The sequence below is a fragment of the Mycobacterium sp. 852002-50816_SCH5313054-b genome (assembly GCF_001667185.1).
In the GTDB taxonomy this organism is placed as follows: Bacteria; Actinomycetota; Actinomycetes; order Mycobacteriales; family Mycobacteriaceae; genus Mycobacterium.
The window spans coordinates 69,588-91,053 of record NZ_LZIC01000044.1 but is presented as its reverse complement, the minus strand read 5'-3'; the positions used below and the strand labels follow the sequence as shown (position 1 = coordinate 91,053).

Here is a 21,466-nt window from a genome sequence, read left to right as displayed (position 1 = left end):
GATGGGTGCGACAATCCGGCGCAGGCGCAAAAGGGGACGGCGCACCGCTAGCGCGTGCCCGCCTGGATCGGGCGCAGCCGCACCCGGGTGCCGTAGCGCGGCGCCAGCATGATGGAGCGCCGCACGATCCTCTCGGGCTCGTCGTCGACGGCGCTGAACTCTCCCTCGCGCAGCAGCGTGTGCAGCACGGTGATCAACTCCCGCAGCGAGAACGCCGCACCCAGACAGCGTTTCACCCCACCGCCGAACGGCACCCACGCATAGGTTTCGGGCCGGCTGCCCAGGAACCGCTCCGGCCGGAACTCGTTCGGGTGCTCGTACGTGGCCGGGTTGCGGTTGATCGCGATGATGTGAACAACGATGCGCGTGCCGGCGGCGACGAGGTAGCCGCCGACCGGAAACGGTTGCGCGGCAACGCGAGCCGTGAACGGGGCGGGCGGCCGGACCCGCAGCGTCTCGTGGATCACCGCGGTGGTGAAAGCCTCCTCCCCACTCAGCGCTTCGGCTTGCACGCGTCGTAGCGCCTCGGGGTGATGCAACAGCAGGTCGAAGACCCACGCCAGCGTGGTAGCGGTGGTTTCGTGCCCCGCCAGCATCAGGGTGATCAGGTCGTCGCGAATCTCGCTGTCGGACAACCGCTCTCCATCTTCGCCGCGGGCGCACATCAGCAACGCGAGGATGTCGAGCTGCTCGCCGAGGTGCGGGTCGTTTCGCCGCCGCGCGATGAGCGGCATGACGACGTCGTCGATCTCCCGGTTGGCTCGTGCGCGCCGCGGCCATACCCGCAACGCACCGAGATGGCGCAGCGCATAGCGGAGGGTCAATTGCTCTGAGACACCGAGGTTCAGGAGACCCTCGAAGGGCCGCCCCAGTCGCCGAACCTCGTCGGGATCGTCGACTCCGAAGATCACCCTGACGATCACGTCCAGGGTCAGCGCCCGCGCCGCCTTCAGCATCTCGAACGGGCGCTCGACGGGCCAGCCGTGCAACGCCGCGCGGGCGCAGTTCTCCATGATCGGCACGTAACTGCTCAGCGCGGCGCCATGCAGCGGGGGCGTCAGCAGTTTCCGCCGCCGCAGATGTTCGGGCTCCTCCTGCACGAACATCGATCCCGACCCGTAGATTGCCGCCGCCGGACCCACACCCTCGCCGCCGAGCAGCACGTCCGCCGGCGCGGTGAACACCTGCTTGACCAGTTCCGGGTCGGACACGATCGCGACATTGCCCAGGCTCAGAATGGGCATCGTCATGATCGGCCCGTATCGACGGATCAGTCGCAGCATCCGGCGCTCGCCGCCGACGAGGTAGGCGACCGCGTACACAGCGGCGAAAGCCGAGCGAAGCGCGCGCGGAGCGGGCAGGCCCGGCGGCGGGCTCAAGGCATCCGGCTTACCGTCCGGACGGATCGCGGAGGCTGCCACGTTGACGACAGAAACACGGTGCCTCGGGTTGGTCAAGGTGCGTGGCCGGTCCCCGGCCCCGGCCCCGGTGTCAGGCGCAGTCGGCGCAGACCGGAAGTCCCGAGCCCGACTTGCGCATCCGGCTGCGGTGTTGCACTAAAAAGCAGCTCGAGCAAGTGAACTCGTCGGCCCGCTGGGGAATCACCGTTACCGACAGCTCTTCACTCGACAGGTCCGCACCCGGCAACTCGAAGAAGAGCACGTCGTTGGGGTCCTCGTCGACAACCGTGGTGGACGAGGCGGGCAGAGTGGCCAGCTCGCGGAGCGCGGACGGGTCCTGGGTCTCGACATCGGCTACGCGGCGTGCGTCATAATCGCTTGCGGTCGCCATGGGCGTTCCTTCCTGCTGAACAACGGGTTGCCGCACTTGCCTGTACTTACCCGTGGCTCAGTCGATACCCCAATCGCGCGTACGCCACACCTAATCCAGGCCAAAAAATTTGCGGGCATGACAATAGACGCCTTTCGGCCTCGCTTGGTTCAGCTGCGCAGGCGGATCGGCCCGCTGAGCAGCGGCGCTGAACCGGCGGCCCACGCGGATCCGACGGGCCGGCGGCGGCTATGCGACACCCAGGCCAGCCCCACCCATGGCGCCGCGACGGCCAATACCAGCCCCGCGATGGCCAACCCGGCGTGCCCGGTCAGCAGCGCCAGCACGCCGGCCAGGACGCCCAGCGCCCACAGCGCCGCAGCCACCCGGCCGGGGACGCCGAAATCGATTCCGGCGTGCAGCGTGTCAGACGTGTCGAGCATTCCGACGTTTTACCCGGTCAGGCCGAAAATTAAACCTCTTGGCTCGCCGCCGGTCAGCTGGCCGGCGGGGGCGCGGGTCTGTCGGAATTCCCGGCGTGCCAACGCAGCTCGGCGGCGCGGACCTCACGGTGGCTACGCAGCATCCAGACCGCCGCCACGGTACCCAGCAGTGCGGCCACGATTACCGCGGTCGAACCGGCCGCCAGGTGCTGAGTACCGAAGGCGCACAAGCCGATTACCAGAGCGACGACGGCGGCCGCCGCCCCGGCCACACCAGGGGCGTGGGGCCCGTAGATGAACGTTTCGCCGGCGTGCTGACGGGACGTACGTGCGTGATCAAACCGGGTCTCTGTTGTGGGTATTCAACTTCACTCCTCGTAAGAGATCTTGTGTATCAAAACGATTCGCGCGGTACGACAGTTCAACGATTTCGGGATTCGGCCGTCGGCTGCGGTCTCATGGTCGCCCACCCGTCGACCGACGGGGCCAAATCCGCCGGTGTCGACCCGCCCCGGCGCGGGTATGCCGCGCACATGACAACCGCGAAGCCCGGCCGGGGCACCCCCGCCGTCCTGTTCGACGTCGACGGAACTCTGGTCGATTCCAACTATCTGCACGTCTATGCCTGGCAGCGCGCCTTCGACGATGAAAAAATGCCGGTCGCCGCGTGGAAGATTCACCGTTGCATCGGCATGGACGGCTCCAAGTTGGTGCGGACCCTGTCCGGTGACGCGCCGGACGATGTGCAGGAGCGGCTCAGCGATGGCCACAGCCGGTACTACCGCGACCTCCTACCCCTGTTGGCACCGCTGCCCGGCGCCCGCGAGGTGCTGCGGCACGTCGCCGGCCTCGGACTGCAAGTAGTGCTGGCCAGCTCGGCCCCCGACGACGAACTCAAGGCGCTGCTCAAAGCGCTCGACTGCGACGACGTCATCGCCGAAACGACGTCGTCGCAGGATGTCGACACCGCCAAACCCGAGCCCGGCATCGTGCAGGTCGCGCTGGACCGGGCCGGCGTGGACGCCGACCACGCGGTGTTCGTCGGCGACGCCGTGTGGGACGCGCAGGCCGCGGGGGCCGCGGGATTGCCGTGCATCGGGGTGTTGAGCGGCGGCATCTCCAGCGCCGAATTGGAGGCGGCGGGCGCGTCACCGATTTTTGCGGATCCGCAGGACCTCCTCGATCATTTGGGGTTCACCCGCATCGCCGAGCTACATACCGCGGGTTCGAAGCAGTAGCGGCAATACCCACCAAAAGAACGTAAACAGCGCCAGCGCACAGACTCCCGCTATCAACGCCGCCCGGTTTCCGGCCACCGAGGCGAAAACGATCACCGTCACACCCGTCAGGGCCGTGCCGAGCAGGGCCAGCCCGGCGTAGGCGCACCGGTGTGCGGCCGACACCAGGACTTGCAGGCGGTGCCGCCGGAACAGCAGCCGGTGAATGCCGACCGGGGCGACCAGCAGCACCGTGGCACCCACCGAACAGGCGACCGTCCCCAGGTATACGAACCGCATCTGGTCGTTCAGGACGCTGAAGCGCTGCTGGAACGGCAGCGTCAACAGGAAGCCGGTGAGGAGCTGGACCCCGGTCTGCACCACGCGCAGCTCCTGCAGCAGGCTGGTCCAATTGCGGTCCAGCCGTTCAATTTCCGTCTCGCCGCGCTCATGGCGATCCCACTGCTGGTCGTCCTCGGGGTGATCGACGTCCATGGTGGTGATCCTCGCAGCAGCGGCCGCGAAGCAACAGGAAAGGCTCGCGGCCGCCTGATCTTCAGCGGTTGAGGTTGCCGTCCCGGACGGCGGTCAACGCGTCGTCCAGCGTCGGGTACAGCGGAAAGGTTTTGTCCAGACCGGTCAGGTGTATCGGTCTCCTGGTCGCCGGTCCCCGCGCGATCACACCGAACTCGGTGGATTTACCGAGCTTTTCGTAGGTCGCCGCAAGGATCTTCAAGCCCACCGAGCCGAGGAACTCGACCGCGGAAAGGTCGATGACCAGTGCCGTCGGGCCGTCCGCGAGCACCGCGCCGATGGCTTGTTCGAGCGCCGGGGCGGTGACCAGATCGATTTCGCCGCTGACGCTGACCACTGACACACCATCGTGGTCGGTAACCAGCGTAGTAATCGAATCAGGAGCTGACAATGGCGATCCTTTGTCCCGGGCGTAAGTGTGGTGCAAGCGTAACCTGCCGTGCGAACTGCGAGAAGAATATGCCCTCGACACTTGCGGCGCGATAACCCAGACTAGTCTCCCCATAGGCACTGCTGAGCGCGACGGGGCAACGGGAGGCCAGATGTCAGATTCGTCGTCGGATTTCGCGAGCACCACCACCGCCGCGCAGACGGTCAGCGAGGGCCTGCTGCCCCAGCTGGTCCAGCACCTGCGCCAGAACCGCACCGTCTTGCGGGAGGAATGGGCCCGCAGGATCACCGAGGCGCAATTGCTCACCGCGATGACCCCCGAGGAGCTCTTCTCCGAGGCCACCGCCGTCTACGACAACTACGTCGAGGTGCTCGAGACCGGTAGCGTCGAGGCCCTCCAGGCCTACGCGCGCGACCTGTCGGAACGCATCATCCCCCGGGGCGTGGAGACAGACGAGGTGCTCGGCATCGTCTTGCTGCTGCGCGACGTGCTGGCCCGCTCGCTGTTCGAGAAGTACCAGACCGACTTCGAGATGCTCAATCGCGTGCTCGACGCGTACGAGCCGGCGGCCAACCGCATCGCCAACACGGTGGGCGTCAGCTTCGTGCAGGAACGCGAGCGCATCATCCGCCAGCAGCAGGAAGCGATCCGCGAGCTGTCGACTCCAGTGCTGCAGGTGCGCGAGCAGCTGCTGATCTTGCCGATCATCGGCGTGCTGGACAGTCAGCGCGCCCGCCAGGTCACCGAACAGCTGCTGAGAGCCATCCGGGCCAACCGTGCGAAGGTCGTCGTCATCGACATCACCGGTGTGCCCACGATCGACTCCACGGTGGCCAACCACCTGGTGCAGACCGTCGACGCATCGGGCCTGATGGGTGCGAGCGTGATTATCACCGGCCTGTCCTCGGAAATCGCGCTGACGCTGGTGACGATCGGGCTGGACCTGTCCAAGATGAACGCCGTCGGCGACCTGCAGGGCGGTATCGAAGAAGCTGAGCGCCTGCTCGGCTACGAAGTCACCCGCACCGGCGAGACCACGTAGACACCATTAGCCCGAGCACCCCATGCCAGTCCCCATCCTGAAACAGGGCGCGATCCTGATCGCAACGGTGCAGTCCGCCCTGACCGACTCCGAGACCGAACGGCTGCGGCTCGACCTCATGGAGCGGGTCAGCAGGTTTCGCGCGCAGGGCATCATCGTCGACGTCACCGCCATCGACGTGATGGACTCGTTCGCCGCGCGGTCGCTGCGAACCATCGCGCACATGACCCGGCTGCGCGGTGCGGACACCGTCATCGTGGGCCTGCAGCCGGAGGTTGCCTTCGCGATGGTCCAACTCGGGCTGGCGTTCGACGACATGAACACCGCGCTGGACCTCGAGGAGGGCCTCGCCCTGCTGAACCGGCAACTGGGACTGGGGAAATCGACGATCGGGCGCGATGGTGGCGGCTGACGTTGTCGTCGACATCAAAAACTCCGACGACATCGTCGCCGCCCGCAGAGCCGGGCATGAGCTCGCCCTCGACCTCGGCTTCTCGCTGACCGACGTCACCATGGTCGCCACGGCAATCTCCGAAGTCGCGCGCAACATCACCAGCTACGCGGGCCGGGGCACCGTTCATCTCTGGGTGACCGACCGGGACGGCCGCAAGGCCCTGGTGGTGCGCGCCGAGGACGACGGGCCCGGCATCGCCGACATCGAGCGAGCGCTGGAGGATGGGTATTCGACCGGTCGCGGACTGGGGCTGGGCTTGCCCGGCGCGCGGCGGCTGATGGACCGGTTGGTCATCGATTCGACGCTGGGCCACGGGACCGTCATCGAGATGTGGAAGTGGGTGCCCGCCCGTGCATGAGAACGGCCGCTTCGGGCCGATCGAATGGGCAAGGGCGGGTCGCCCGATGCCCAGCGAGTTCATGTCCGGCGACCAGGGCATCGCGGTCGATCTGGGCGGCCAGGCCGCCCTGTTCGGCTTGGTGGACGGGCTTGGTCATGGCCCCGAAGCGGCGGCCGCCGCGCTGCGCGCCGTCGACGCGGTCAAGCGCGCAAGTTCCGAGCGGCTCGAGGTCCTGGTCCAGCTCTGCCATCGCATCCTGGGCGGGACCCGGGGCGTCGCAATGACCTTGGCGCGAGTGGACTTTGCGACGAACACGCTGACGTGGACCGGGGTCGGCAACGTCACCGCCGATCTCGTGGCCAAGGCCCCGACCGGCACCGCGGTCCGGTCCAGCGCGCGCCTCACCGCGGGGATCGTCGGCTACCGCATACCGGAAATCCGTCCCGCCCAGTCGCTTTCGATCCGCCCGGGCGACCTGTTGGTGATCAGCACCGACGGCATCGCCGAAGACTATTTGGAGCACATCGACTTTGCAGCTCACGCCGTGGTTATCGCCGAAGAACTTCTCGGTAAGCACGCCAAGGAAACCGACGATGCCATGGTGCTGACCGCGCGTCACCGGGGGACCTCAACATGAGCGCCAACCACGACTTTCACGCCAAATACGCCGCCGCCCTGCGCGCCTACCTCGACGCGCGCGACGAGGACAGCCTGGCCGTGGGCCATGAGCTCGGACGCCGCGCGCTACAAGAGCAAGTCAGCATGCTCGAAATCATCGAGCACCATGTCCAACTGGTCTTCGACTTGGTCGACGACGCGCGCATCGCCGCGCCCGTCGCTCTGGAGTTCCTGTTGCAGACGTTGGCGCCGCTCGACGTGGCAACCCGGGGATTCCTCGACGGCACCAAGCTCTACGCGCGGGAGCGGGCCCGCGCCGAGGGCCTGGCCGATCGCGACAAATTCCGCACCGCCCTGGTGAATTCGCTGCAGGAGGGCTTCTTCGTCGCCGACAACGAAGGCTCCGTGGTCGAGATGAACAGCGCCCTCATCGAGATCCTGGGCTATCCCGCGGCGGGCCTGCCCTACCGGTGGCCCCACCCGTGGCTGGTCGACAAGAAGACCGCCCGCGAACAACAATCCCTGGTCCGCAGCAACGGCAGCGCCGAGTACGAAACCCCGATCCGGCATCGGGATGGCCACCTGGCCTGGGTGATGGTCAGCATCAACGCGGTCACGGAGGCGGGCAGCGATCGAGACGTCTACGTGGGAACGATCCGAGACGTCACCGCGGAGCGCGCATTTGCCGCACGGGAGAGCGCGGTCCTGCGGCTGGCCACGGCCGTGGCGGTCGCCAAGAGCGTGGCCGAGTTGCTGTCGATCACACTCGACGAGTGTAGGGCGGCGATCGACGTCCAACGCGTGATCGCCGTCTCGTGGCCCAGCGGCGGCGGCGAACCGGAGGTCCAAGTGGCGGGTGACCCGTCCGAAACATCCTGGCGCGGAATAGATCCCTGGCTGCGCAGCACTTTCCAGGACGCTCGAAACCAGCTGCCGCTGACCGCCAAGACCGTCGATCGGCCCGACAATCCAGGCAAGGCACAGGGATTGGTCGCGGTGCTGTCCAACACCGGAGACCTCGCGCTGTGGCTGGAGCTTCGTTCCCCGCGCTGGGTCAGCGCGGAGGATCGGCTGCTGGTCACGGTCCTCATCGGCCATCTCAGCCTGGCCATGCAGCACGTGCGCCAATTCGAGAGTGCCCGCGAAACGTCGCTGACCCTGCAGCGCGCCATGCTGCCGACGGTGCAGACCCCTCCCGGCTTCGCGGTGTGCTACGAACCCGCGGTGCCGCCGTTGGAGATCGGGGGCGACTGGTACGACGTGCTGCCCATCGGCGACAACCGCATCGGCATCGTCGTCGGCGACTGCGTCGGACGAGGCCTGCCGGCGGCCGCGACCATGGGCCAGCTGCGCAGCTCGGCCCGCGCGCTGTTGATCAACGGCGCCCAGCCGGCGCTGTTGCTCGAGCAACTCGACTTGGCGGCCTCGCTCATCCCGAATGCCTACTGCACCACGGTTTTTCTGGCGATCCTGGACACCGAGACGGGTGTGCTGGAATACAGCAACGCCGGCCACATGCCCGCGATGATCGCGGGCCCGCCGCCAGCGAGCACCACCGTGTTGACCGATGCCGCGTCGGTGCCGCTCGCTGTGCGCCGGCAGGAGCCGCGACCGCAGGCCTCCCGGGCGCTACCACCCGGCTCCACACTGATGCTATACACGGACGGGCTGGTCGAGCGCAAACACGAGTCGATCGACATCGGAATCGCCCGCGCCGCAGATGTTTTGCTCGGCACCGCCAAGCTTCCACTGGAAGAAGTCCCGGAGGCGGTGGTCGGTGCGCTGGCCCCGGCGCCGGGGTATGACGACGACGTCGCGATGGTGATCTATCGGCATCTGCCGACCCAGCTCCGGATCGAAAGCGAGGCCTTTGCCGGGCAATTGGCCAACGTCCGGCATCGCCTGGCCGCCTGGCTGCGCACCGCCAATGTCCCGGAAGCGGTGACGGCCGACATCGTGCTGGTCGTCAACGAGGCGTGCACCAACTGCGTCGAGCATGCCTACCGCGGGCACCGCATCGGGACCATGCTGCTCGAAGCCGAAGTCGCCGCCGGCCGGGTCCGAACCAGGATCATCGACGACGGTTCCTGGAAAACACCGACCGCCGACCCCGGACAAGGCGGGCGCGGGCTGGTGTTGATGCGCGCGCTCAGTGAGGCGCTGGAACTCCAGAGCAGCCCCACGGGCACCACCGTCGACATCACCTTCCGCGTTCCCGAAGCGGGGCGGTGACGGGCCACCGTTTGCCTGGCCCGATTCACGGGTAGTCACCGGCGTGACCCGCACATCAATCCCGGTGGAACCCGCCCTGCCGGCGGCACACGGACCGCTGTCGACCGCCGTCCGGCATGCGCTGGTCGGGCCGCCCTCACACGACCACCTCACACGCATCGGTGCGTCCGTCCGGGACTCTGATCCCTATGGCCTGGATCTCCAGCTGGCGCTGTGCATGTGCTACGAGCTGCATTACCGGGGTTTCGCGGGCGTCGACCCCGCCTGGGAGTGGAACCCCGCGCTGCTGCAGTTGCGCGCCGAACTGGAACGCGTGTTTTTGGCCGGCGTGCGACGCGATGTCGGCCCCACCGAGCCCGGGCGCACGGCAGCGGCCGAGATGGAGGAGATCTCCATCGAGCCCACCGACGGCACCGGGCCGTCGTATTACCTGCGCGACACGGGAACCTGGGAGCAGATGCGTGAGTACTTCGCACACCGGTCGCTGTATCACCTGAAAGAGGGCGATCCGCACGCGTTCGCGATTCCGCGGCTGATGGGGACCGCCAAGGCCGCGTTCGTGGCCGTCGAGTTCGACGAATACGGCGCCGGTCGGGGGCCGCGGCTGCACCAGCAACTCTTTGCCGACCTGTTGGTGGCCGCCGAGCTGGATTCGACGTACCTCGGCTACCTCGACGCCGTCCCCGCCGAGTCGTTGGCGGTGGTCAACCTAATGTCACTGTTCGGGCTGCACCGCTCGCTGCGGGGCGCCGCGGTCGGGCACTTCGCCTCGACGGAGATCACCTCGCCGCCGGGATCCCGACGGATGGTGCAGGCCCTGCAGCGCATGGGGGCGCCGACGGCGTGCATCGGGTTCTACAGCGAGCACGTAGAAGCCGACGCGGTGCACGAACAGGTGGTGCGCATCGACGTCGTCGGCGATCTCGTCGCCCGGGAACCGCATCTGGACGCCGATGTCGTCTTCGGAATTCGGGCGCACGCCGCGGTCGAAAACCGCTTGGCGGACCAGCTTATGGAGTCGTGGCAGCGGGGTCAGACGTCGTTGCGACGGCCTCTGGATTGGCCATAGTCGTACGGGAGCCGTTCGGTCCTGACCGTTTCCCGGTGCCACGGCAGCGCCGATGGCTCGTGTCGCACAACGGATACGCGTCGCTGCGCCGACAGGTGCAGATCGCCACCATGAACCGGTCGGACTCGACAACGTTGCCGTCGGGCATCTCGATGCGCACCGGTCCGGACACCAACACGGGTCCGCCCTTGACCACCTGTACCCGCGTGGTCGTCATGGCTTGTCCGCCCGGATCACGACGAGTTCCTCCTCACGGCGGCCGCGGGGGATCCGGCCGGTGTCCTCCAACCACTGCGCCCGCGCCGACATGACGGGGCCGAACGGGATCCACTTGGAGGCAATGACTTCACCCTCCATACCCGCCCACTTCAGGCGATCCAGCGATTGCTTGACCCCGGCGATCGCGGAGTGCACCAGCAGCAGCGACCCACCGTCGCACAGCAGCTTAGGCACCACCTCGCACAACGGATCCAAGATCAGGCGCCCGTCGGCGCCGGCGTTCCAGGCCAGCGACGGGCCGGCGCCGGCGCAGATCGATCCGGAGTCATCGCCGGGAGGGGTTGGGACATAAGGCGGATTGGCCACCACCACGTCGAACGGCGCGCGGTCGACCGCGTCCAGCAACGATCCCTCACGGACATCCACCTCGACGCCCGCCAGCGCTGCATTGTCCCCGCAGCAACGCACCGCGTGCGGGCAGATGTCGAACGCCGTGACGCTGGCACAACCCATTTCGGCCGCGGCGATCGCGACGAATCCGCTTCCCGTGCAAAGATCGAGCACCCGTCGTCCCGGAATCAGCGCGGAATGGTGCATCGCGTCGACCAGCAACCGGGAATCTTCTTGCGGCTGATACACGTTGTGCGCAACCGAAATGGCGGGCTCTGGATAGGTGGTGGTCAATGTGGGCCTTTCGGTCAGCCGTTGAAGATCGCCGCGGCAATCACGGCTCTGGCCTGTGTAATGCCCGCAAACTGGTGGGTTAAAACGGTCTAGATACTTGGCTTCGCTGCGGTGTTGGCGAGTTGCTTGATGAGCGTCTCGCAAAACGCCGGGAGGTCCGACGGTGAGCGACTGGTGATCAAATTGCCGTCGACCGCAACCTCTTCGTCGACCACATGCGCGCCCGCGTTGCGCAGGTCGGTGCGGATGCTGGGGTAGGACGTCAGCGTCCGACCCACGGCCACACCCGCCTCCACCAGCGTCCACGGCCCGTGACAGATCGCGGCGACGGGCTTTCCGGAGACGACGAAGTCACGCACGAACGAGACCGCGGCCTTGTCGACGCGCAGCTTGTCCGGGTTCACCGTGCCGCCCGGGAGCACGAGGCCGTCGAACTCGTCCACCGACGCGTCCGACACCGCGCGGTCGACCGCGAAAGTCCCCGCCGGCTCGAGATCGTGGTTGCGCGCCTGGATTTCGCCGGCCTTCAGCGACAGCACCTCGACCCTGCCGCCGGCCTCTTCGACGGCCGCGCGCGGCTGCTCGAGCTCTACCTTCTCCACGCCGTCTGCCGCCAGGATCGCAACTTTCGTCCCTTGCAACTCATTTGACATCGCCGTACCTCCTTCACGGATGGAGGACGACTTTGGTGCAGCCGTCCTGCTTGTTTTTGAAGATCTCGTAGCCGTGCGGCGCCTCGTCGAGGCCCAGATGGTGGGTGATGATCACGGTTGGGTCGATCTCACCGCGGCGGATCCGCTCCAGCAGCGGGCGCATGTAGCGCTGCACGTGGCATTGGCCGGTCTTGATGGTGAGCGACCGATTCATGATCGCGCCGATGGGAAACTTGTCCATCAGCCCGCCGTAGACCCCGACGACCGAGATGGTGCCGCCGTTGCGGCAGCTCATCGCCGCTTCCCGAAGTGCGTGCGGGCGTTCGGTTTCCAGGCGCATCGCCTGCTTGACGCGATCGTAGGCGTCCACCGGCGGGGACCCGTTGCGTGCCTCCATGCCGGCCGCGTCGATGCAGTGGTCCGGCCCCCGCCCGGCGGTGATGTCCTGAAGCTCTGCGAGTACCGGCGTTTCGGAGAAGTTGACCGGTGTCGCACCGATCTTTTCGGCCAACGCCAGACGATACGGCACCCGGTCGATGGCAATGACTTTGGCGGCCCCAAGCAAGAACGCGCTCATGATCGCGAACAGCCCGACCGGCCCGGCTCCCCAAACCGCGACGATCTGGCCCGGTTGGATGTCGCACATCTCCGCACCCATGTATCCGGTCGGCAAGATGTCCGACAAGAACAACACCTGATCGTCGGTGAGGTCCTCGTCTACCTTGAGCGGCCCCACGTCGGCGAACGGCACGCGCGCGTATTCGGCTTGGCCACCGGCGAATCCACCGAGCATGTGCGAATAGCCGAACAGTCCCGCCGGGGAGTGGCCCAAGAACTTCTCCGCGATGCCGGCGTTCGGGTTGGAGTTCTCGCACAGCGAGTACAGGTCGCGTTCGCAGGCCGAGCACGCCCCGCACGCGATCGGGAACGGCACCACCACCCGGTCGCCGACGGCGAGGTTGTTCACCGCCTTGCCGACCTCGACGACCTCGCCCATGAACTCGTGGCCCAGCACGTCCCCGCGCTTGACGGTCGGGATGTAGCCGTCGTAGAGGTGCAGGTCCGAACCGCAGATCGCCGTGGAGGTGACGCGGACGATGGCGTCGCGATCGTTCAGGATCTTCGGGTCCGGAACCGATTGCACCTCAACGCTGTTGCGTCCCGCCCAGACGGTGGCTCTCATACCGTGGCTCCTTTGCTGATGTGCCCGTTCGGCTGGGCGGGCTGCTGATGCAGCTGGCGGGCCGCGGCGGTGCCTTCCGGGGAGCCGTCCGACCGCAACACCTGGCCCGTCTCCAGGATTTGCTTGAAACGCCGGAGGTCGTCGTTGACCTGTTGGTCGGGCGACTCGCCGAACAGGGTCGCGGCGGCCTTGCCGACGACACCGCCCGGCATCTGGTAGCCGATCCGGACACGAACCTCGGTCCCGTCGCCGTCGCTCGCGGGCGTGAATTCGACGCTGCCCCCGTGCTGGATCGCCGAGCCGGGCAGGGACTGCCAGGCGATCCGCCTGTTGGGCTGGTCTTCGGTGAGCTGAGCGTCCCATTGCACCGGCCGGCCGACCGGCGCGTTGGCGACCCAGTGGGAACTACCGTCGGCGCGGGAGGTGACCGACCGCAGGTGATGCATGAAGCTGGGCAGGTTCTCCAGGTCGCGCCAGAACTGGTAAACGTCCTCGGGCGATCGCCGGACGGTGACCGCGGCGCGCAGGGTCCGGTGACGCGCGCCGTTGGCGTGCCGGGCGCCGCCATCGCGTGAGGCGCGCAATGCCGCGTAGAGGTCCACCGCGCCGATGCCGCCGAGGACGGCGGCGGCAATGGCACCCTGGCGCCGGCGACCGCGGCCGCGGGCGGCCACCCCGGCCAACAGCAGCGTCACGTCCAAGATGTCGCCCGCCACCCGCGTCCAGACGAGCTTGTCGGAACCGCCCAACAGCGCGGCTCCATGGCCGCATTCACGCGCCCCCAGCGCGCGGATGACCCGGCGGGACATGCGCGCGTCGTCCACGCCCGCGACAGCAGCAACCTTCCTGGGGGCCACCAACTCGGCGAGACCCAGCCCGAAGCTGGCACCGGCCAGTACCTTCACCAATGGCACTGTGGTGTTGCCGGATTGATCATTCATCGTCGACTCCCTTGCCGCGCCGAACACGGGCTGGCTCAAGACGGCTGCTGTGCAGCGCATTTGCAGGCCATCCGCCCGTCCGGGCCCTAAGACTCTGTTGGTACGTCAAACTGCCGGTGGTAGCCCGATGCCCACGATGGCAGTCGGATACCCCTGCAGGAACGGCCCAAACTTGTCATCAACCGGACGCGTCGCGTAGCGCATCGAGCAAAGGCTGCGCGGCTTCGGCGAGGAAAAGGTCCTGCGTCTCGCCCCCGATCTGGACGAGCGCGATGTCGGTGAACCCCGCCTCCCAGTACGGCCGGACGGCGTCGACGATCGCGTCCAAGTCGGGGCCGCACGGGATGGAATCGGCGACGTCCTCGGGCCGCACGAATTGAGTCGCGCCCGCGAAACCCGCCGGGGTGGGCAGGTCGGCGTTGACCTTCCAGCCGCCGCCGAACCAGCGGAACTGGTCGTGCGCGCGCTTGACGGCGGCATCGCGGTCGGGATCCCAGGACACCGGAATCTGGCCGACCACCCGCCCGCCTCCGGCGAGGTTCGCGGCCTGGCGAGCGGCGTGCCACTCGCGGACGAGTTCCCCGTCGGGCTCCACGGCGATCAGGTGTTCGGCCAGCTTGGCGAACTTGTCGACGCCCTTCGCCCCGGACATCGCCACCCCGATGGCGACCGGAACGTCCGGCACGTCCCACAGCCGAGCCGAATCCACCTGGAAGTACTCGCCGCGCCAGTTCACCAGCTGGCCGCCGAACAGCTCGCGGATGATCTTGATGGCTTCCCGCAGCATGTCCTGCCGGCGCTCGACGGTCGGCCAACCCCTGCCGACCACGTGTTCATTGAGGTTCTCCCCGCTGCCCAGGCCGAGGGTGAACCGGCCGTCGGACAGGATCTGCACGGTGGCGGCCTGCTGGGCGACGATCGCGGGGTGATATCGCATCGTCGGGCAGGTCACGTAGGTGTACAGGTCGACCCGCTCGGTGGCGTGCGCCACCGCACCCAGCACCGCCCAGGCGTTGGGCGCATGCCCCTGCGACGTCAGCCAGGGCGAGAAGTGGTCGCTGCAGACCTCGAAGTCGAAGCCGCGCTCTTCCGCCGAGACAGCGTGGCGCACAAGGTCTTTGGGTCCACTCTGCTCAGTCATCAGAGTGTAGCCAAAATTCGTCATGCCCTATACGTACCCCGGTCCACGGGGCGCAAACCGCGCGAGGGCGGCTTAACCCGCGAGCGTAACCGCAGTGCGAGAAATACGACCAAAAATCGCAGTGTGGTTACGCTCGCGGCGATTCCAGGGTGGAGTTGGATCAGTCCGCGGTGGTAATGGAGTCCCCGCTGACCCCGGCCGCCCGGCGGGCCGCCAGCCTGCGCTTCTGCGGCTCGATCGTGTAGCGGGGGTCGCGGGCCGACTCCAGGCCCGCCTCGAAGAAACCGAACCTCAGCATCGCCGACGCCGCCAGCAACGTCAGGCCGGACACGGCGGCGACACCGCGGTGTCGCCCGCCGAGCAGGGCGCCCAAACCGCCTGCGGCGGCGAGCCGTTCGCTCCACGACAGCAGCCGGCCGGGCCGCCCCCGGTGCAGCGGTTCCCTGGTCACCGGGTCCATCCGGTACTCGGTGAACCGGGCGGAGATCAGGTCACCGATCGCACCGATGACGGCCAGCGTGCGGGCGGGGCCGGCCTCGGAAACCGGGGTGGTGATCATCGCCAGCCCCGATGCGGCCAGGCTCGCCGAACTGACGAACACGAACGGCAGGTCTTTGTAAGCGGCGTTCCAGGTCGGGGTCGCGGTGTCGGTGAGCAGCACCGCGGTGTAGACCGCCAGCGGTGCCGCGAACACGGCGGCCTCCAATCCCGCTGGTCCCTCCACGGCGCGCAGCACGGGCCGCAATGGCCCCAACGGGATTCGCTCGCCGGTCATCCGGTCGACCTCGGCGACCGCCGCAATCCCGATGCCGGCACTGAAGAGGCTGAGAATCCACGAACCGATGCTCATCGGCGAGGTCAGTTTGACCGTGCGCAGCATGTAGACGAACCGCTCGGGCCGGCCCAGATCCTTGACCAGCGCGGCGGCGCCCACCATCACCGCGATCAGAGCGGACAGCCTTGTGTTGCGCCGCAGTGTGTTTCGCCCGGTGAGCTGGGCACCGGCCGCCAGCAGACCGGACCCACCGGCGACCCCGCCCAGGAACAGATACGCCGCCACCTCGTGTCCCCAGGGCGCGGGCTTGACCACCGGCCGTCCGTAATAGGAGGTGAACTCGGCGTCGGGGACCATGGGCATCTCGCGGGAACCGTCCCCGCCACCCCGACGGCTCGCGCGCCGACCCTTGCGGCGCTTGCCGCCCTCGGGCTCCGGCGGACGGAAGCTGTCGAACTCCGAAGTGCTCACCGGCCCCTCCAGAAAGCCCAGACGGCCGCACCGACCATGCCGGCCGCGGCCACGCCGGCGCGCTTGAACATGGTCATCAGGTCCGCCGTGCACACCCGCGGATCGGGCGGCAGGCCGTAGACCTCCGGTTCGTCGAGCAGCAAAAAGATCGACCCGGTGCCGCCGACGCCGTCGTGCTCGTTGGCGCCGTAGAGCCGTGCCTCGGTGAGCCCCTGCGCGTGCAGCTGGGCGACCCGTTCGCGGGCCGTGACCACCAGGTCGTCGAGTTCGCCGAACTTGATCGAGGTCGTGGGGCACGTCTTGGCGCACGCCGGTATCTGGTCCTCGACCAGGCGGTCGTAGCAGAGGGTGCACTTCTGGGCCACTCCGCTGACGGGCTGCTCGGCCGGGCGGCCGGGCCGTTGCGCCGGCGTGGTGTAGGTGCCGTCGTTGCGGCGCTCGACCACACCGAACGGGCACCCGGCCACGCAGGTGCCGCAGCCGTTGCAGACGTCATCCTGCACGACGACGGTGCCGAACTCGGTGCGGAACAATGCCCCCGTCGGGCAGACGTCGAGGCAGCCGGCGTGCGTGCAGTGCTTGCACACGTCCGACGACATCAGCCAGCGGAACTCCGGGGTGCCCGGGGGCGTGATGTCCGGGCGCCGCGCGGCCCCGGGGATCGGGGGCATCCCCAACTCGATGAGGGCACGCCCGGATTCGCGCGCCTCCTGGATGCGGTCGCGGCCCTGCTCGATGAAGGCAACATGCCGCCACGTGCTCGCGCCCAGCGAGCCGGTGTTGTCGTAGGAGGAGCCCAGCAGTTCGAGCTCGCCGTCCTGCGGGTTGCGGTTCCATTCCTTGCACGCCACCTCGCACGCCTTGCAGCCGATGCAGATCGAGGTGTCGGTGAAGAATCCCTTGCGCGGCTTGGGCTCTGACCAACCGGCGTCACTCGTCGGGTCGGTCGGCCCGCTCAGCTGACCCATCGGTTCCCCCTTCCCCTACGCCGTCGCTGACTCGTGCGTTCCCGGTTTCGGTGGTGGCGCCGGCGCGGGATTGGTATTCGGCGATCAGGCGCAGCAGTTCCGCGCCCCGCGGCCGGCGCCCCGGGCGGATGTCGCACGACCCGGCCTTGGACTCCTGGATCTGGACGTTGGGGTCCAGCGTCACGCCGAGCAGGTCGTTGGCCGCGTCGCCGCTGACCACCGCGTCACTGCCCACGCCCCAGTGGTAGGGCAACCCGATCTGATGCACCGTGTGGCCGTTGATGACCAGCGGCGCAACGCGTTTGGTGACCAGCACCCGGGCTTCGATCGCCGCGCGGGGCGAGACGATGGTGGCCCACCCGTAGGGCTCGAGGCCGCGCTCGGCGGCCAGCTCCGGGGACACCTCGCAGAACATCTCCGGTTGCAGCTCCGACAGGTAGGGCAGCCACCGGCTCATCCCGCCGGCGGTGTGATGCTCGGTGAGCCGGTAGGTGGTGAACACGTACGGATAGACATCGGCCCCGGGCTCCCCGGCGCTGGGGGCGCTCAGATTATCCTTGCGCGGGAAGATGATTCGTGCCGGGTTGCGCTGTTGGCGATACAGCGGGTTCGCGACGGGTGATTCTTGCGGTTCGTAGTGCGTGGGCAGCGGCCCGTCGACCACGCCCTTCGGCGCGAACAGCCAACCCTTGCCATCGGCCTGCATGATGAACGGGTCGTCGCCGGCCAGGGCGTCGGGGCCGCCGAGGTCGGGATCGGGCCGGCTGCCCGGCGCCCGGTCGGCCACGAAGTCGGGCACGTCGTATCCGACCCAGCGTTGCCGGTCCGAGTCCCACCAGACGTACCGCTTGCGCTCGCTCCAGGGCTTGCCGTCCGGGTCGGCGGAGGCACGGTTGTAGAGGATCCGCCGGTCGGCCGGCCACGCCCAGCCCCACTCCTGCTGGCTCGGCGACTCACCGCCGTGTGGGACGCGGCGCGCGGCCTGGTTGGTGGCGTTCGCGTACACCCCGGTGTAGATCCAGCATCCGGCGGCTGTCGACCCGTCGGTGCGCAGCTCGGTGTAGGACGAAAGCGGCTCGCGTTCGCCGACCTGATATCCGTTGATCTCGGCCAGCACGGCTTCCCCGTCCGGCTCGCCGTGCTCGTCGGTGGGGTAGTCCCACGTCAGGTCCAGCAGCGGCCGGTCACGCCCGTCGGTGGAGCCGGCCAGCCGCTGCCGGATCCGCTTGCCGAGCTCGTGAAAGAACTGCAGTTCGCTCTGGCAGTGGCCCGGCGGCTCGACGGCCTTGTGCCGCCACTGCACCAGCCGCTGGGTCTGGGTGAAGGAGCCCGCCTTCTCCACGTGGCTGGCCGCCGGCAGGAAGAACACCTCGGTCTCGATCTCCTCGGTTTGCAGTTCGCCCGACGCGATCTCCGGCCCGTCCTTCCACCAGGTGGCCGACTCGATGAGGTTGAGGTCGCGGACCACCAGCCACTTGAGGTGGGACATGCCGAGGCGCTGCAAGCGGCCGTGCGCCGAACCGACCGCGGGGTTCTGGCCGAGCAGGAAGTAACCCTCCACCTCGTCGGCCAGCATGCCCATCACGGTCTGGTAGGTGCCGTGCGGGCCCGAGAGCCGCGGCAGGTAGTCGTAGGCCCAGTCGTTGTCCTTGACGGCCGCGTCGCCCCACCACGCCTTGAGCAGGCTGACGGTGTAGGCGTCGGCGTTGGCCCAGAAGCCCTTCTGCTTCTTCGACCCGACCGCGTCGAGGTAGTCGGCCAGGGTGTCGTGCATGCCCGCCTTGGGCATCGGGAGGTAGCCGGGCAGCAGGTTGAACAAGGTCGGAATGTCGGTGGAACCCTGGATGGTCGCGTGGCCGCGCAGCGCCATGATGCCGCCGCCCGGGCGGCCCACGTTGCCCAGCAGCAGCTGCAAAATGGTTGCGGTGCGGATGAATTGGGCCCCCAGGGTGTGCTGCGTCCACCCGACGGCATAGGCGAAGCAGGTGGTGCGCTCGCGTCCGGAGTTCTCCACGATGGAGCGGGCCAGGTAATCGAAATCCGCGCGGCTGATGCCGCAGACGTCGGTGACCATCTCCGGGGTGTAGCGGGCGTAGTGGCGCTTGAGGATCTGGAATACGGTCCGCGGGTGCTGCAGGGTTTCGTCGCGCTTGACCCGCGCATGCTGAAGCGGTGGACCGCCGCTGCCCTGCTCGTCACCCGCGGCGCTCTGCGCGGCGGTGGCGCCGTGCGTGTGGCCGCCACCCGGGGACTCGATCTGGCCGTTGCCCTGCTCGTCATACGCCCACGTCGAGGTGTCATACTGCCCGGTTTCGGGGTCGAACCCGGAGAACAGGCCACCCAGATCCTCGGTGTCCCTGAACTTTTCGTTGATCAGCGTCGCGGCGTTCGTGTAGGCGACGACATATTCCTTGAACCACAGGTCGTTGGTGAGGACGTGGTTGATCAGCGCGCCGAGCAGGACCACGTCGGAGCCGGCCCGGATCGGGATGTGCTTGTCCGACACCGCCGAGGTCCGGGTGAAGCGCGGGTCGACGTGGATCACCCGGGCGCCGCGCGACCGGGCCTCCTCGACCCACTGGAAACCGACCGGGTGGCACTCGGCCATGTTGGAGCCCTGGATGACGATGCAGTCGGCGTTGGCCATGTCTTGCAGCGTTTGGGTGGCGCCACCGCGCCCGAACGAGGCTCCCAGACCGGGAACCGTGGCGGAGTGTCAAATGCGAGCTTGGTTCTCGATCTGGATGGCGCCCGCGGCGGTGAAGAGCTTTTTGATGAGGTAGTTCTCTTCGTTGTCCAGGGTCGCACCGCCGAGCGCCGCGATGCCCATGGTGCGGCGCAACAGGTTGCCCTTCTTGTCGATGTCCTGCCAGGTGTGGCGGCGGGACTCGACGAAGCGGTCGGCGATCATGTCCATCGCGGTGTCCAGCTCGAGGGGCTGCCATTCGGTAGCGCGCGGCGCGCGGTACAGCACGTGCAGCTGCCGGCCCGGCGAGTTCACCAGCTGTTCGCTGGCAGCGCCCTTGGGGCACAAGCGGCCTCGCGAGATCGGCGAGTCTGGGTCGCCCTCGATCTGGACCACCCGATCGTCCTTGACGTACACGCGCTGCCCGCAACCGACCGCGCAATAGGGACAGATGCTCTGCACCACGCGGTCGGCCGTCGTCGTGCGCGGCGTGACGGCGCGGGTGTGCTTCGAGGTCACCGCCGACCCGCGGCCGAGCTTGTCCGCCGAACGCAGCTGACGCAGGACCGGCCACTCCAGGAATAGCTTGCGCATAGCCATGGCTTTTACCCTAGTGCGCGGCGTCGAAACCCCGCTCGCTCAGCGGACCACAATGGTGTGCTCGCCGCGCGGCACCAGCTCACCGATGACGGACGCGCCCGGGATCTCGCCGGCGATCAGCAGCCCGCCCGAGGTCTGCGCGTCGGCGAGCAACAGGGCCTCGTCCTCGCCGACCCCCGACAGGTCGACGTGCGGCGCCACCCAGTCGAGGTTGCGCCGCGTGCCGCCGCTGACGTAGCCCGCCGCCAGCGCCTCCCGCGCGCCCTCCAGGTAGGGAACGGCCGTCGCGTCGACGATCGCCGTGACGCCGCTGGCCCGCGCCAGCTTGTGCAGGTGACCGAGCAGACCGAATCCGGTGATGTCCGTGGCACATTCGGCACCGGCGGCCAGTGCCGCGGCGGCCGCGGCGGCGTTGAGCGTGGTCATCGCCTCGATCGCCTGCTCGAAGCGCTCGCCGGTGGCCTTGTGCCTGCTGTTGAGCACACCGATCCCCAACGGCTTGGTCAGCGACAGCGGGATGCCGGGCTTGCCGGAGTCGTTGCGCAACAACCGGTTCGGGTCCGCGACCCCGGTGACGGCCAGTCCGTACTTGGGCTCGGGGTCGTCGACGCTGTGCCCACCGGCGAGGTGGCAGCCGGCCAGGCCGCACACGTCCAGCCCGCCGCGCAGCGTCTCGGCCGCCAGCTCGAACGGCAGCACGTCGCGCGGCCAGCCCAGCAAGTTCACCGCCACCACCGGTCGCCCGCCCATGGCGTACACGTCGGACAGCGCGTTGGCGGCCGCGATGCGCCCCCAGTCGTAGGCGTCGTCGACAACCGGGGTGAAGAAGTCCGTCGTCGCGATCAGCGCCGTGCCGTTTTCGAGGCGCACCACGGCCGCGTCGTCGCCGTGGTCCAGCCCGACCAGCAATTCGCCGAGCGGGTCGCGCGGGACGCTCGCCCCCAACCCGCGGACGACGTCCTCCAGCTCCCCGGGGGGGATCTTGCACGCGCAGCCGCCGCCGTGGGCGTACTGAGTCAGTCGGTAGGCCACGGA

The 21,466-nt window shown here is 68.2% G+C and carries 23 protein-coding genes; 7 read left to right on the top strand and 16 right to left on the bottom strand.

Going from position 1 to position 21,466, the window contains the following annotated elements; genetic code table 11:
* Window positions 1-47: 47 nt before the first annotated feature.
* The 4 genes from A5787_RS09150 to A5787_RS09135 all read right to left on the bottom strand — a co-directional run bounded on the left by A5787_RS09150 (window position 48) and on the right by A5787_RS09135 (window position 2,485).
* Window positions 48-1,457: a cytochrome P450 gene (locus tag A5787_RS09150; protein ID WP_156763838.1), complete on the bottom strand. Its 1,410-nt coding sequence runs from the start codon at window positions 1,455-1,457 to the stop codon at window positions 48-50.
* Between the two features lie 34 nt (window positions 1,458-1,491).
* Window positions 1,492-1,791, bottom strand: coding sequence for a DUF4193 domain-containing protein (locus A5787_RS09145; RefSeq protein WP_066964981.1), 300 nt, complete (start codon window positions 1,789-1,791; stop codon window positions 1,492-1,494).
* A 149-nt stretch (window positions 1,792-1,940) separates the two neighbouring features.
* The gene (locus tag A5787_RS09140; protein ID WP_066964908.1) at window positions 1,941-2,213 is read right to left on the bottom strand and encodes a hypothetical protein; all 273 of its coding nucleotides are present in this window, start codon (window positions 2,211-2,213) and stop codon (window positions 1,941-1,943) included.
* 53 nt (window positions 2,214-2,266) lie between these two features.
* Complete coding sequence (locus A5787_RS09135) at window positions 2,267-2,485, bottom strand: hypothetical protein (RefSeq protein ID WP_231993902.1); 219 nt, start codon at window positions 2,483-2,485, stop codon at window positions 2,267-2,269.
* A 261-nt stretch (window positions 2,486-2,746) separates the two neighbouring features.
* Here A5787_RS09135 and A5787_RS09130 point away from each other — a divergent pair, with 261 nt between their 5' ends.
* The gene (locus A5787_RS09130) at window positions 2,747-3,451 is read left to right on the top strand and encodes an HAD family hydrolase (RefSeq protein ID WP_066964978.1); all 705 of its coding nucleotides are present in this window, start codon (window positions 2,747-2,749) and stop codon (window positions 3,449-3,451) included.
* Here the strand turns inward: A5787_RS09130 and A5787_RS09125 are convergent.
* A complete protein-coding gene (locus tag A5787_RS09125) occupies window positions 3,425-3,925 on the bottom strand; it encodes a DUF6328 family protein (protein WP_066964902.1) in 501 nt (166 codons plus the stop codon). The two genes, A5787_RS09130 and A5787_RS09125, sit on opposite strands and share 27 nt — an antisense overlap.
* A 61-nt stretch (window positions 3,926-3,986) precedes the next feature.
* On the bottom strand, window positions 3,987-4,355 hold the full coding sequence (locus A5787_RS09120) for an STAS domain-containing protein (protein ID WP_231993910.1): 369 nt from the start codon (window positions 4,353-4,355) through the stop codon (window positions 3,987-3,989).
* Between the two features lie 151 nt (window positions 4,356-4,506).
* On the opposite strand from A5787_RS09120, the gene A5787_RS09115 reads away from it, so the two are divergent.
* The 6 genes from A5787_RS09115 to A5787_RS09090 are packed head-to-tail and all read left to right on the top strand — an operon-like array spanning window position 4,507 to window position 10,110.
* Complete coding sequence (locus A5787_RS09115; RefSeq protein ID WP_066964899.1) at window positions 4,507-5,397, top strand: STAS domain-containing protein; 891 nt, start codon at window positions 4,507-4,509, stop codon at window positions 5,395-5,397.
* 22 nt (window positions 5,398-5,419) lie between these two features.
* On the top strand, window positions 5,420-5,809 hold the full coding sequence (locus A5787_RS09110; protein ID WP_066916656.1) for an STAS domain-containing protein: 390 nt from the start codon (window positions 5,420-5,422) through the stop codon (window positions 5,807-5,809).
* A complete protein-coding gene (locus tag A5787_RS09105) occupies window positions 5,799-6,209 on the top strand; it encodes an ATP-binding protein (protein ID WP_066964973.1) in 411 nt (136 codons plus the stop codon). Before A5787_RS09110 ends, A5787_RS09105 begins: the two co-directional genes overlap by 11 nt.
* A gap of 46 nt (window positions 6,210-6,255) precedes the next feature.
* Window positions 6,256-6,828 carry a SpoIIE family protein phosphatase gene (locus tag A5787_RS09100; protein WP_082977130.1) on the top strand — a complete coding sequence of 191 codons (573 nt, stop codon included), beginning with the start codon at window positions 6,256-6,258 and terminating at the stop codon, window positions 6,826-6,828.
* Window positions 6,825-9,041: a SpoIIE family protein phosphatase gene (locus tag A5787_RS09095; protein ID WP_066964893.1), complete on the top strand. Its 2,217-nt coding sequence runs from the start codon at window positions 6,825-6,827 to the stop codon at window positions 9,039-9,041. Before A5787_RS09100 ends, A5787_RS09095 begins: the two co-directional genes overlap by 4 nt.
* Before the next feature lie 43 nt (window positions 9,042-9,084).
* The gene (locus A5787_RS09090) at window positions 9,085-10,110 is read left to right on the top strand and encodes an iron-containing redox enzyme family protein (RefSeq protein WP_066964891.1); all 1,026 of its coding nucleotides are present in this window, start codon (window positions 9,085-9,087) and stop codon (window positions 10,108-10,110) included.
* Here the strand turns inward: A5787_RS09090 and A5787_RS26500 are convergent.
* The 10 genes from A5787_RS26500 to selD all read right to left on the bottom strand — a co-directional run bounded on the left by A5787_RS26500 (window position 10,052) and on the right by selD (window position 21,463).
* Entirely contained in the window at window positions 10,052-10,327 is a 276-nt protein-coding gene (locus tag A5787_RS26500) for a CDGSH iron-sulfur domain-containing protein (protein ID WP_082977129.1), read from the bottom strand. The two genes, A5787_RS09090 and A5787_RS26500, sit on opposite strands and share 59 nt — an antisense overlap.
* Complete coding sequence (locus A5787_RS09085) at window positions 10,324-11,013, bottom strand: HemK2/MTQ2 family protein methyltransferase (protein ID WP_066964888.1); 690 nt, start codon at window positions 11,011-11,013, stop codon at window positions 10,324-10,326. Before A5787_RS09085 ends, A5787_RS26500 begins: the two co-directional genes overlap by 4 nt.
* 89 nt (window positions 11,014-11,102) lie before the next feature.
* Window positions 11,103-11,666 carry a type 1 glutamine amidotransferase domain-containing protein gene (locus A5787_RS09080; RefSeq protein WP_066964885.1) on the bottom strand — a complete coding sequence of 188 codons (564 nt, stop codon included), beginning with the start codon at window positions 11,664-11,666 and terminating at the stop codon, window positions 11,103-11,105.
* 13 nt (window positions 11,667-11,679) lie between these two features.
* Window positions 11,680-12,849 carry a zinc-dependent alcohol dehydrogenase gene (locus A5787_RS09075; RefSeq protein WP_066964882.1) on the bottom strand — a complete coding sequence of 390 codons (1,170 nt, stop codon included), beginning with the start codon at window positions 12,847-12,849 and terminating at the stop codon, window positions 11,680-11,682.
* Window positions 12,846-13,790 (bottom strand): SRPBCC family protein, encoded by a 945-nt coding sequence (locus tag A5787_RS09070; RefSeq protein WP_066964877.1) that lies wholly within the window; start codon window positions 13,788-13,790, stop codon window positions 12,846-12,848. The genes A5787_RS09075 and A5787_RS09070 overlap by 4 nt, the downstream gene beginning before the upstream one ends.
* 178 nt (window positions 13,791-13,968) lie before the next feature.
* The gene (locus A5787_RS09065) at window positions 13,969-14,955 is read right to left on the bottom strand and encodes an LLM class F420-dependent oxidoreductase (RefSeq protein WP_066964874.1); all 987 of its coding nucleotides are present in this window, start codon (window positions 14,953-14,955) and stop codon (window positions 13,969-13,971) included.
* 136 nt (window positions 14,956-15,091) lie between these two features.
* A complete protein-coding gene (nrfD, locus tag A5787_RS09060; protein ID WP_066964871.1) occupies window positions 15,092-16,177 on the bottom strand; it encodes an NrfD/PsrC family molybdoenzyme membrane anchor subunit in 1,086 nt (361 codons plus the stop codon).
* A complete protein-coding gene (locus tag A5787_RS09055) occupies window positions 16,174-17,145 on the bottom strand; it encodes a 4Fe-4S dicluster domain-containing protein (protein ID WP_066964970.1) in 972 nt (323 codons plus the stop codon). The genes nrfD and A5787_RS09055 overlap by 4 nt, the downstream gene beginning before the upstream one ends.
* Window positions 17,108-20,431 carry a formate dehydrogenase gene (fdh, locus tag A5787_RS09050; protein WP_231993901.1) on the bottom strand — a complete coding sequence of 1,108 codons (3,324 nt, stop codon included), beginning with the start codon at window positions 20,429-20,431 and terminating at the stop codon, window positions 17,108-17,110. Before fdh ends, A5787_RS09055 begins: the two co-directional genes overlap by 38 nt.
* Window positions 20,432-20,470: 39 nt before the next feature.
* Window positions 20,471-21,463 (bottom strand): selenide, water dikinase SelD, encoded by a 993-nt coding sequence (selD, locus tag A5787_RS09040; protein ID WP_066964967.1) that lies wholly within the window; start codon window positions 21,461-21,463, stop codon window positions 20,471-20,473.
* Between the last annotated feature and the right edge of the window lie 3 nt (window positions 21,464-21,466).

Excerpts from the sequence above, each read along its gene's own strand:
- A5787_RS09145 (WP_066964981.1), bottom strand. The coding sequence starts at position 1,791 with ATGGCGACCGCAAGCGATTATGACGCACGCCGCGTAGCCGATGTCGAG.
- A5787_RS09140 (WP_066964908.1), bottom strand. The coding sequence starts at position 2,213 with ATGCTCGACACGTCTGACACGCTGCACGCCGGAATCGATTTCGGCGTC.
- A5787_RS09130 (WP_066964978.1), top strand. The coding sequence starts at position 2,747 with ATGACAACCGCGAAGCCCGGCCGGGGCACCCCCGCCGTCCTGTTCGAC.
- A5787_RS09125 (WP_066964902.1), bottom strand. The coding sequence starts at position 3,925 with ATGGACGTCGATCACCCCGAGGACGACCAGCAGTGGGATCGCCATGAG.
- A5787_RS09115 (WP_066964899.1), top strand. The coding sequence starts at position 4,507 with ATGTCAGATTCGTCGTCGGATTTCGCGAGCACCACCACCGCCGCGCAG.
- A5787_RS09110 (WP_066916656.1), top strand. The coding sequence starts at position 5,420 with ATGCCAGTCCCCATCCTGAAACAGGGCGCGATCCTGATCGCAACGGTG.
- A5787_RS09100 (WP_082977130.1), top strand. The coding sequence starts at position 6,256 with ATGCCCAGCGAGTTCATGTCCGGCGACCAGGGCATCGCGGTCGATCTG.
- A5787_RS09095 (WP_066964893.1), top strand. The coding sequence starts at position 6,825 with ATGAGCGCCAACCACGACTTTCACGCCAAATACGCCGCCGCCCTGCGC.
- A5787_RS26500 (WP_082977129.1), bottom strand. The coding sequence starts at position 10,327 with ATGACGACCACGCGGGTACAGGTGGTCAAGGGCGGACCCGTGTTGGTG.
- A5787_RS09080 (WP_066964885.1), bottom strand. The coding sequence starts at position 11,666 with ATGTCAAATGAGTTGCAAGGGACGAAAGTTGCGATCCTGGCGGCAGAC.
- A5787_RS09075 (WP_066964882.1), bottom strand. The coding sequence starts at position 12,849 with ATGAGAGCCACCGTCTGGGCGGGACGCAACAGCGTTGAGGTGCAATCG.
- A5787_RS09070 (WP_066964877.1), bottom strand. The coding sequence starts at position 13,790 with ATGAATGATCAATCCGGCAACACCACAGTGCCATTGGTGAAGGTACTG.
- A5787_RS09065 (WP_066964874.1), bottom strand. The coding sequence starts at position 14,955 with ATGACGAATTTTGGCTACACTCTGATGACTGAGCAGAGTGGACCCAAA.
- A5787_RS09055 (WP_066964970.1), bottom strand. The coding sequence starts at position 17,145 with ATGGGTCAGCTGAGCGGGCCGACCGACCCGACGAGTGACGCCGGTTGG.